Below are 10768 nucleotides of genomic sequence, written 5' to 3' on the forward strand. Positions count from 1 at the left end.
GAGGAGATGACTCGCGCAAAGATGCCGGTTCAGGAATGGCTGGACAGATCGGCCGTGATCTCTTTTCACGGGCAATGCGGCGCCGCGCCGCAACCGACGTCCCATTCACCCGATTCGCTGGACGCGATTCGCCGCGCGCCGATCGGCAGGCGGCAGTTGCTCCTGGCGGGCGCCGCCGGCGCCATCGTGCCGATTTCCGCGCATGCACAGGCGGGCCTCGCTGTCGAGCGGACCACACAGGGCTTCGCCGTGAGTCTGGACGGCAAGTTGCTGTGGAATGCCGACAGCCGATGGCTGGCCGAGCCTGCGCGCATTTCCATCAGTTCGGCGGACGGCAGGGCCGGCATCGCGATTGCGGGCGTGCGGTACCCGGGGACGGACTTCACATTCGACCTGGGGTTCGGACTTGCGCAAGCCAACGGCCGCGTGTATGTCACCCTGCACCTGGGCGGCGCGCAGGGCGCGCAGACTGTGGATTTGCAAGAGTGGGTGGCAGGCGACGCCACGCTCCGCGTCGAACGCATGCCGACCGGATTTTCGCTAGCCGGCGTACGCGTCACTACAGGCAAGACAGGCAGTATCGCGGTCCGCGCCGACCTAGGCCTGGATCTAGACGGCGGCGTGCAAGTCGCGGGCCGCGCGCTCATGGGCTCCACGCAAAGCTGCAGGTTGGCGCCGCTGGGGAAGGCGCAGTTGCTTGGTACCGTCGCGCCCTCGCCCCGCGCAATGTTGATGACGCTGTCCGTGGGCGAGGCGCAAGGTGCGCTGCGCCTGGCACCGGGCGCGCGCAGCGGGGGCGCAGCACCCAGCGTCGCGCCGTTCGCGGCGCGGCAGGTGCGCATGGAGCTACGCGAGACGCCGGCCGGCCTGCGCCACGCGATGTCTGCCCAGCCATCCCAAGCGCTCACGCTGCATGACGCGGTCGACGGGCAGGGCGGCACCGCGACGCTAGTGGCGAGTAACGCCACCTACATCGAAAGCGGCGCCGACGAGCAAATGGTGGTGGCCCAGGAACTCAGCGCGACCGTGCGCAGCGCCGGCGCGGTGCTGCGCGGCTCAGCGCGCGGCGCGAATCCTACCGTCGTCTGCACGCGCGACTCCGGCTACGACGTGGACTGCAGCTTCCGATGGGAAAGCGGGGCGTTCGTGCACGAGCACGGCGTGCACGTGGTGCTGCGCGCAAGCAGCGCACCGCGCGCACCCGGCCGCGATGTGCCAAACATTCACCGCTTCTTGAATGCAGCGCCATGGCAGCCCGACGCGCTGCCCTTGGACAACATGGAAATTGAGTTCCTGCGGCCGGAGGACAGCCTGTGGATGCGCTTCCAGTTCAGCGGCTATGAGCTGCGGCGTGGCTGGCGCGCGTTCGAGATCACGCGGGTGGCAAAGGAGGAGCACGCACGCATGTGGGCGGTGTTTCCGCCGCAGGCGGTTTCGGAACAGTCGTACTTCAGAGCGCCGAAGATCGAAAAGGGCGTCGATCCGCAGAACAACAAGCGGGATAAATTTGGCGTACCAGTTGCGTCGACAAAGAACGAGGCAAGAAAGGCGCAGCAGAAGCTGGCGGCGGACGATCCTGAAACGCGCCTGCGCGACAAAGACGACAACGAGAAACCGAGCGACGATGAGCCAGTGCGCTGGCCCGTCGAGGCCCGCGTCGCTGGCGAGTCCAGCCTGTGCATGGTGCAAAAGCCCGATAGCACCGGCAGCTTCGCGCTGGACTTGGCCAACCTGCTCGATCCCGATCGCTGGAGCTTCGTCGTCGCCGATGCGGCATCCAGTTCGCTCAAGAGCTGGCGGGACCGCACTGGCCACACGGACTACCCGAACCCGGTGACGAAAGGCGAGCTGCCCGCGGTGACCCACATCGAGATGCCGTGGCGGCTGCACATCTCGCCGGACGAGCGCGCAAGCATCCAGCACGCGCCCATCGCGCGCGACACGCGCGCGATGGGCGCTTTCCAGCGCGCGTTCTACGTCGGTGCACGCGTCGAGGGCCGCACCGGCCTGCCGCTGCGCGCGATCTACACGCCCGACTTTCGGCCAGGCCACGGGCTGCCGCTGCACTACGGCTCTGACAATGCGCAAGGCGACCCGCTGATCGAAAAACGCAGGCACGAGCTTGACGAGAACGACCGCGCACAGATCAAGGTGCTGTCCGCCGATTGGGGCGTACCCGGCCTCCTCGGCTCGGCCGATGTTCATCTGGAAGCGGGCGGACGCAAGCGCACGAACTCGGACTATGGCATCTATGAGCCGCAGCCTTTCGATGCCGACCTGTTCCGCCTTACCGCCCGCGGCGGCTCGATGCGCTCACGCGGCCGCTGGGACCCGCCCTACCTGCGCACCCGCGACGGCCTGGGGCGCATTGGCAGCGACGGCTTCGCCCTGAGCCTGGAAGAGTGGACGCACGCACTCGGCGACGGACGCACGCACTTTGCGCGCACCGTGTACCTGGGCTACATCTTGCCCTACGGCCACCACGCTGCGCTGATCCGCGTGGGCCCGCGCGAAATCGAGAACGTCGCGGGACGTGGCCCCGTCGCGGTGAATGTGCAGCGCTACTACATCCGCATCGTCAATCCATCAATGACGTTCCCGCGCGTGGAGCAACCGCCAGAAAGCCTGAACAGCTTCTGCAACCCCGATACCTTCACCATCGACAACCCGCAAGACCTGCAAATCGATAACCCCGCTAACTGGCAGCTCGCGGGCCTCGGCCCATCGGCGTTCGTGATCTGTCGCGGCGGCGGGCCGCACGCATTCGACATTCGTGTGGCATCCGGTGGCGTGGGCAGGAGTCATCTCGCATTCGTCGACAACACCGTCACACACGACGCGAAGGTGCTCGAGGACGTGGTCGCGAAGTTCAACGCGCTGCAGGCAGCCAACCGCAGCGTCAAGCTCGAAGGCGTGGACATCACCTACGCGCCCCGCTCAGCGCCGGGCGAGACCACCTGGCCCACGCACACGCTCACCGTCGGCGCCGTGATCAACAAGAGGATGATCAATTCGGTGCTGCTGGAGTCGCGCCGCGAGCCGCCGTTCTACCCGGTGGTTGAGCGTGCCGAGATCGTCGTCCGCTCGATCGACATGCAGACCGGCGACCCACGCGGCCAACCGGTCGGCGTCTACTACGACGCGCTGTACAAGCGCTCGGCCTTCGACGGTGCGGCCAACCCGGCCAAGCTGTACCTCGACCTGGAGCAGGACCGGCCGATCGGCTTTCGCGGCCGCTCGGACCGCTCGGCCGGCGTTGCGAACACCGATTCGGTGTGCAAGGCATTGGCACGCGACACGGGACCGGTGGGCTTCCGTGGTGACTCTGGCGCCGTGCCCAAAGGCGCGGCGCGCGTACTGGGCGTGCGGCTGAAGTCGACGACGACCACCGAGGTCAGCAGCGAATTCGCATTCGATAAGTCGGCCAAGATCCTTGGCAATATTCCACTCACGGTGTTGCTGGAGGCTGTCGGGCTAGAGGAATTGCCCGAGTTGGTAGCGCAGGTCGAGCGTCGGATCGACGCTGCCGGCAAGGACCTGCTGGAGGCGCTGCCCGCGTTCTTCGCCGAGGCGCGCGACGCTGTGCAGCAGGCATCCGCACGGTGGACCGGTGCCTGCGCCACCGCACCGACTGAGTGGTGCACCACCCAGACTTACCTGCAGATCAAGGATCGGTTGGACGCCGTCACAACTGAACTCGGCGAAGCGGCGCGCCATCAAGCCAGTGGCGACATGCTCAAGCTGCTGGGCGCGATCGCGAAGATCGGCGCGTCAGTGGACGATTTGGCGCGCGCGCTCAAGAAGATCGCCGACAACCCCGACCTGCTGCTCGCCGACCTGCTCAAGGCCGCCGACTTCGACGAGATGTTCGACTGGGTGCGCAGGATGCACGCGGCAGTGCAGAAGAACCTAGGCGTGCTGGTTGCCGACGCCATGGAACTGCTGGTCGTCAAGGTCACGGAGCTGGTCAACGAGGTCAACGCGCATACGGACTACGCGGAGCAGCTGCTGGACGACCTGGAAAACCGCTCCTATGCGCTCGTTACGCAGATGCGGCAGCAAGCGATCGCGCTGCGCGAGGAGTTCTGCGTGCAGCTGATGCAGTGGCGCCGGGCGCCCGAAGAGCAATTGCTGGCTCTCGCGCTCGATGCACTGGGCCCCGTCGTGACACGCCTCACGCAGATGTATGCCATGTACCAGGGCCTCGCCGACGAACTCAGGCTGGTTGCGGCGGTCTACAACGCGGAACTGCGGGCATGGATGCTGGCTGCTAAACAGGCGCGTGTGGAAATCGAGAACGAATTCCAGAACACGGTCAACCAGATCGTGTTCGGCATGCTGGGCACGCTGGAGACGTGGGTGCAGGGCACGCTGTACAACCCCGCCGTTGCCGGCGCAGCGGAGATGGTGCGCCAGCTGGAGCCGGAGTTGCGTGAGATCCGCGACATATCGCTCGCGCTGCGCGCGGCCAACGGCCCGGCGAGCAGGATCTTTTCCGTCCGCCCAGCACGCGCCGCAACGAATCCGCGCTCGCGTGGGCTGGCGCTAGCGAACGTCGCGCTGGTGTACCTGGAAACCTGCATCCGCATCATTGCGAAACTTGAAAAGTTGGGGCCGCCGTGGCGCGCCGCGGCAGCCGCACTGCGCCAAGATGTCGATGCGTTCGCCAAGGGCCTGCAGCGCAACGCGCTCCGGGCGCTCACCACGCGTGTGAACGCGATCATGGGCTCGGTGGACGCGCTGACCGCGAAACTCGCAACCGACCCGCGTGTGCCCGTGGTCATAGGCCTGCTCCAGGAGTTCGCGGCGCTGCGCCCGCCCACGCCGGCGGACGCGATCACCGAGGTGCGCTGGCGGTTGCAGGCGCTGCTGCGCATGTCGTCGCTGCCCCGCTGCGTGCTGGATGCCCCGTCGCCTGCGGCGATCGACGCCGCCACATGCCTGCGCGAATGGCCGGCTTACGAGAAGGTGATGAAGGAGCTCAACGGCGTCGTGCAGCAGCTGTGGGCCGGCGCGCGGCCGCTGGTGATGCTCGCGAAGGACATCGCGACCGCGAGCTGGATCGACAGGCTGCAGGCCAACGGCGCGGCGGTCTCCGTTTTCGGCACAGAGTTCTTCGTGCAGCTCAAGGCGATCGGCACGGCCTTCGTGCCGATCGCATCGATTGGCCCGAAACCCACGCCGGCCGACCTGCAGGTGATTGCAGTCGCGTTTAATGACGGCGCGCTGGTCAAGAGTCTGCGCACGGTGATCGCCAAGCTCGATGTGAGCAAGCTGCTGCGCAACTTGGAAGGCGCGGCCATCGCCGAGGCGGAGAGGCAGATCCGCCTGCTCGCGGCGAAGTTCGTGCCGGCGAAGGTCTCGACAAGCTACGAGTTCAAAAAGCCCATCGTGCGCGAGTACTGCGGGATTTTCCTGCCCGGCCTGGAAGGCGCGCCCTGTGAAGGCGACAGCGCGGGCGACCCACCGAACGAGGCGCAGCTGGTGCTTAAGACCTCGATGGAAGCCGACTTGCTGGAGGGCACCTCGCTCTTCACGCTGAACGGCGAAGTGCGCAATTTCCGCATCAACATCTTCAACTTCATGGAGCTACCGATCGCGTCCATCCACTTCCGGGCGGATACGCAAAGCGGTTTCCGCATGGATCCGCCCGAGTTCTGCACGCCCAATATGGAGAAGGGGCCGCTGGTCTTCATCAAACAACTTATGGCGCTGCTGGGCGGCGACAGCGGATTTTTCATGATGCCGCTGCCGCGCGGCGTGCGCGCGGGTTTCTACTTCGGCGTGCCGATCATCCAGGCCGGTGGCATGACGATCCAAAACTTCGGCATCGAAGCCGCACTGATGCTGCCCTTCGAGGACAGGTCGGCGGAGGTGTCGTTCGCGGTGGCTTCGCGCGAAGCGCCGATGCTAATCAGCGTCGGCATCTGGGGCGGCGGCGGGTTCTTCGAAATGGTGATGGCGATGGACCGCGTCATCTCCATTTCCGCGTCGTTCGAGTTCGGGCTGGTCGGCGCCTTCAACCTGCCGGCCATCACGGGCCAGGGCCGTGTCACGGTGGGCCTCTACTACCGGCAGGCGGCGGGCGGCACCATCCTCGAAGGTTTTTTCTACGCAGGCGGTAGCGCGACGGTGCTCAGCATCGTCTCCATCTGCGCCGACCTCACCGTGCGCGTGCGCGAGGAAAACGGTGCCGCGACCGGCGAGGGACGCTTCGGCGTGAGCGTGGGCGCTGGCCCATTCAAGTGGACGCTGCGCTATTCGGTCAGACACAGCCAAAGCGGCGGCAGCGGCGGCGGTTCCCGCAGCAACGGCCGACCGCTGCGCATCGCGGCTGCCGGCAGCCGGGCCGATCAGCCTGTCGACAGCACCTTCGAGGACTGCGCAGCCCTTCTTTCCACCGAAGCCTGGAACGCCTACCGGGCCGCCTTCGAGGAGTGAGCATGAGCACCACCACCCCCTATCAGATCGTCGTCATTCCCAAGGGCCTCGAGCAGGGCAGGCGGCTAAAGCTGACCCTGTCGGTCGTGCCATCCGAATCGCATGCGGGCGTGCGCAACCTGCCCGCGCTTCTGCGCGCGTCCGCGGGCATAACGCTGCAAGTGAAAGGGCTTGCGCGCCCCGAGGCGACTGCGCCTATTCCCGACGATGTGCGCGCGAACCTCTCGCCCCTGCTGTGGAACGAGTTGTTCGACCAAGTGCAGCCGGACGCCACGCGCATCTCTCGCCGCGTCATGACCCAGGCGTACGAAGCCGGTGGCGCTGCGGCAGCGGTGTACATGCATGCATCGAGCCTGGGCGGCGCCTTGACCCAGAAGCGCAATGAGCTGCGCGTGCTGGGCGGTGCACTGCAGATGCGCGCACCAGTAAAGATTCGTGATTTGCCGCGCGGCCAGTTCAAGAGCAACAACAACGATGCGTTTCTCGGCAACGCACTCGATGCGGTGGACCAGAACTTCCTGCGGTCCGGAACCTCGCTGACCGAACTGATGGAAGACCTTGCCGAGCCCGGCGTGAGTCAAAACACGGAAGACACCTGGCTCGACTACGTGCTCGGTGGCTACGGATCACCCCCAAAAAAGGCGCTGGGCGAGCCCGTGGACAGGTTCCGCGAACTGGGGCTGAAGAAGCAGGCGCGTGGTTTCGTGCGCGCGCGTCTCACTGGGAAGGGCTTTGCGTCCTATGGTGCAAAGGGTGTTGCGGAATGCGCGTTGACCAACGCCTACATCGACACCATGCTCGCCACGTCACCCTACAACTCGCGGATCGGCGCCCTGACGGTCAACAAGGACCAGGAAAGTTTTGCGAACGTGCTGGCCGCGATCGGGCAGGAATTCGCCATCCATCCGTTTCTCGGGATGAGCATCGACATCACGGTACCGCTCAGCGAGGAAGGCGCGCGCGCGGTCGAGCGCGGCACCGGATCCATCGCTGCGAAAATCGCGGGGCTGATGGCCGAGACTCCGTGGACTGCCGTCGATGACAAGGGCTTCGCGCGCATTAGGGGAGGCAGCGCCGGCGCGTACAACTCCATTCCGCTCGCGCCCGGCGGCCGCCTCGCGCTGGGCAAGGACGCGTACTTCAGCAATGTCGATGTTCCCTCGAACGTGACCAAGCTGCTCGGCGCTTTGCTCGAGTCGCGCGACAAGTCAGATCCCGCCGTGCGCGGCGATCAGGCGGGAGAGGCTGAACTGGTGGCGGCAGGCCTGCGCACGGGCCCGGTCATCCTGCACTTGCACGGGCAAGCCGCGCGGGCCGCCGCACGTGCCGCGGGCGCTGCAGCCACCACAGGCGACTTGCATCTGGAAGACTTGGTGATCGGCGTACGGCCCGACTTGAAGGTGGCGCATCCCGATACGCAGGGCAGGTGGCGCTCGCTGCTGGCAAGGAAGCTCGCTTACACCGCACGGTCCGATTGTGGGCTCGGCGATGCCGCCTGCCATAGCGATGCCACCCGTATGGAGGGATTCATCCCACTGGACCGGCTGGAATATCGAGGCGAGGACACGCAGCAGGAAGAAACCGTGGTGAAGGACCAGCTGTTCGAGTGGTCGGGCTGGAACCCCGCCGTGCCGATGCCTGGCAGCAGCACGAAGAAGTTGAGCGACAAGCTGAACAAGACGATCACCGCAATCCCCGGAACCAACCCGCGCTACCGCTACGGCTGGATGGTGGAGGCGTCACTGCGCCAAGTGCTACGAGACGGCTCGTCGGTTGCACTGCAGGAACACGCGCTTGAAGAAGCGTCGTTTCAGCTGAAGAGAGTAGGTGCAGGCGAGGCGAACGTCATCGCAAGCGTGGGCCTGGATTGCGAGGTGATGCAGCCGGGCGTGGACCAGAAGAGCCTGTTGCAGGCGCAGGGCCTGCATCCCTTCGCGATCAAGCGCTTCGAGCCGATGACTGCGCCAATTGCGATGTTCGGCGGCGGCGCCGATCTGTCGGGCCGTCCCGACGCGCAGTCGGCCGCGCGCGTGGTGCTGGACCTATCGCGGCCAGTGCAAGGCACGGTGGTGTCGGCCACGCGCCACGTCATTCCGGGGGCCATTCGCGACGTGTTCGAGCTGGACCGCCATGGCGTGTTCGACGAGCCCAGCAAAGCGACTCCGCAATCGACTGCGTTTGCGAGCTATGCGCGCAGCGCGGAGGCGCTAGAGATTTTCCCGAGCAGGCAGGCGCAAGGAGTCTCGCAGCCGGTGCTGGTGCGCGCTGCTGCAGGTGCACGCTTCGATGCGTCGAAGAACTACTACCCCGACCCGCTGGTGAAGGCCCTGCGCCTGGTGCTGGTACGCAGGGACAAGGCGCAGGACACGTTCGCGCTGCACGAGTCGGGCGTGGTATGCGAGTACGTCCATCCGCTATACGAAGGCACCAGTTGGCCCGACGCGGCGGCGCTGCAAGTGGACTTCGTGCCAATGGCCAGGACTAGCGCGCCCGCGCGCGTGGCGATCAGCGGCGCGCGCGGGCGCGCCGTGGTGCACGTGCCGCACGGCGAAGCATTCGACCTGCTCGTACTGCCGGTGGGCGATATCGCTGAACTCGAGGCGAAACACGCCTTGGGTAAAGTCGCGCCGCATGATTCGCCGCTGGTGAGTGAGGCATTGATGATACATGTCGAAAGCTGGATGCCATCGGCCTATGCGCCGCACATTCCGGCCGAACCATCTGGCGAGACTAGGATGATGGGCTCCAAGTCGGTCCAGTTCAAGGAATTGGTTGGCAGCTTCGACCCCGCCACAACCGCGGAACTAGAGCTGGTGGCGAGCTGGACCGACCCGTTCGACAACCCGGCGATGGGGTTGCCCAGTTCCATGCGCCCGGTCGATCCCGACCGCCGCGCTGAGATGATCGCAAGCGTGCTGAGTGAAGAAGTGAGGCACATCGTCGATGAAGGCATCGCGTCATCTGCGTCCAGCACGCCGCTGCGCGGGCCCGTTGCCATTGACTTGGCCGCGCTCTCGCATGAATTCATGGACACTAAACACCGGGTGGTTCACTACTGGCTGCGCGCGGCGAATGCCAATGGAGCGAAGAACGCGCAGGCGCGCCGATGGGTCGCAAGCCAGGAGTCGCGCACGGTGTCATGGCCCTCGACCGCCAAACCCGAGCCAGTTCGCATCGTCGAGGCGACGCCCTCGTTTCGCTTCGACCGCGACGAGAAACTGTTGCACTCGCGCAGTACGCGCGAAGTGGCGGTGACGCTCTTTCTAGACCGCGGCTGGGATTGCAGCAGCGGGCCCGGCGAGTTGCTGGGCATCCGCTGCGGCGACTCGGCGTCGCAATGGGACGATGCCGTCTCCAGTTGGGGCGCCGATCCGCTGCGCCTCACGCAGCCCTTGCCGCGCAAGTACCTCACGTTGGGCGACATCGGCGACAGCCTGCAGCGGCTGCAGCTCACGCAGCTGCCGAAGACAAGAGCCGATGGCGTGGCGCGCCGCGAGAAGCTCGCGCTCTTCCGGCCCGTGTTCGATATGCACGAAAAGCTCTGGCGAGTGGACGTGGTGGTGCATGTGCCGCGCCTGGTCGCGCAGCCTTTCGTCAAGCTGGTCGCTGTGCGCTTCCAGCCCAACGCGCTGGAAGGCGCGATGATGTCCGAAAACGCCGTTGCCGATTTCGTACAGCTACCCTCGCAACGCACAGCGACGGTGATCGGTGCGTACCGCGGGGACCCGACGCAGCTGCACGTGAGTGTCGCGGGGCCGCGCGGCGCCGGCAGTGACGGATCTGGCAACCCCGAGATCGTGGCCCAGTTGCTGTTTGCCGAAGCCGCGGGGCATGGCAAAGCGACATGGATGCCCGATGGAGGCATACATTCGCTAGAGCCTACGGGCGCACCCGAGCATCTGGTCGAGCGCTGGGAAACTGTAATCACGCTCAGTGCGCAGATACGCCGGCACCGCATCGGCGTTCGCATCGGCGAGCGCACGGTGTACCTGCGCGATGACCGCACACGCGACCCATCGGGCGCGACGGCATACGGCGAATTGCAGTACTCGGATGTGATCGTGCTGAAAGTGTTCGAAGGCAACGGTCCCTCCGGCCCGTCGCAGCCTTGATGCCGCGCAGGCCCCACATCAGTTTCGTTTTCCGATCACCGGCGCCAGCGAAACTTGCAAGTAAATGCACGTAGGAAAAACTCGTCGCCATCGCGCCTTCTTTGCGCGTAGATCCGGCCGCCCATGTCTGCTTTGCAGGGCGGATTCAACCGGTCGATGCAACACACTAACCACCGCATAGGCGGAAGGAGTGTTGCAGATGAAGCGGCGACCAA

2 protein-coding genes are annotated in these 10768 nt (G+C 65.8%); one reads left to right on the forward strand and one right to left on the reverse strand.

Annotated features, from left to right (window positions below; genetic code table 11):
* Positions 1 to 21 precede the first annotated feature (21 nt).
* Positions 22 to 6441: a hypothetical protein gene (locus AC07O3_RS33400; protein WP_495341406.1), complete on the forward strand. Its 6420-nt coding sequence runs from the start codon at positions 22 to 24 to the stop codon at positions 6439 to 6441.
* Between the two features lie 4130 nt (positions 6442 to 10571).
* Here AC07O3_RS33400 and AC07O3_RS33405 read toward each other — a convergent pair.
* On the reverse strand, positions 10572 to 10768 hold a 197-nt coding region (locus AC07O3_RS33405; RefSeq protein WP_495341407.1), incomplete at its 5' end, for a hypothetical protein.

Source organism: Variovorax sp. GW821-FHT09D05 (genome assembly GCF_059416325.1).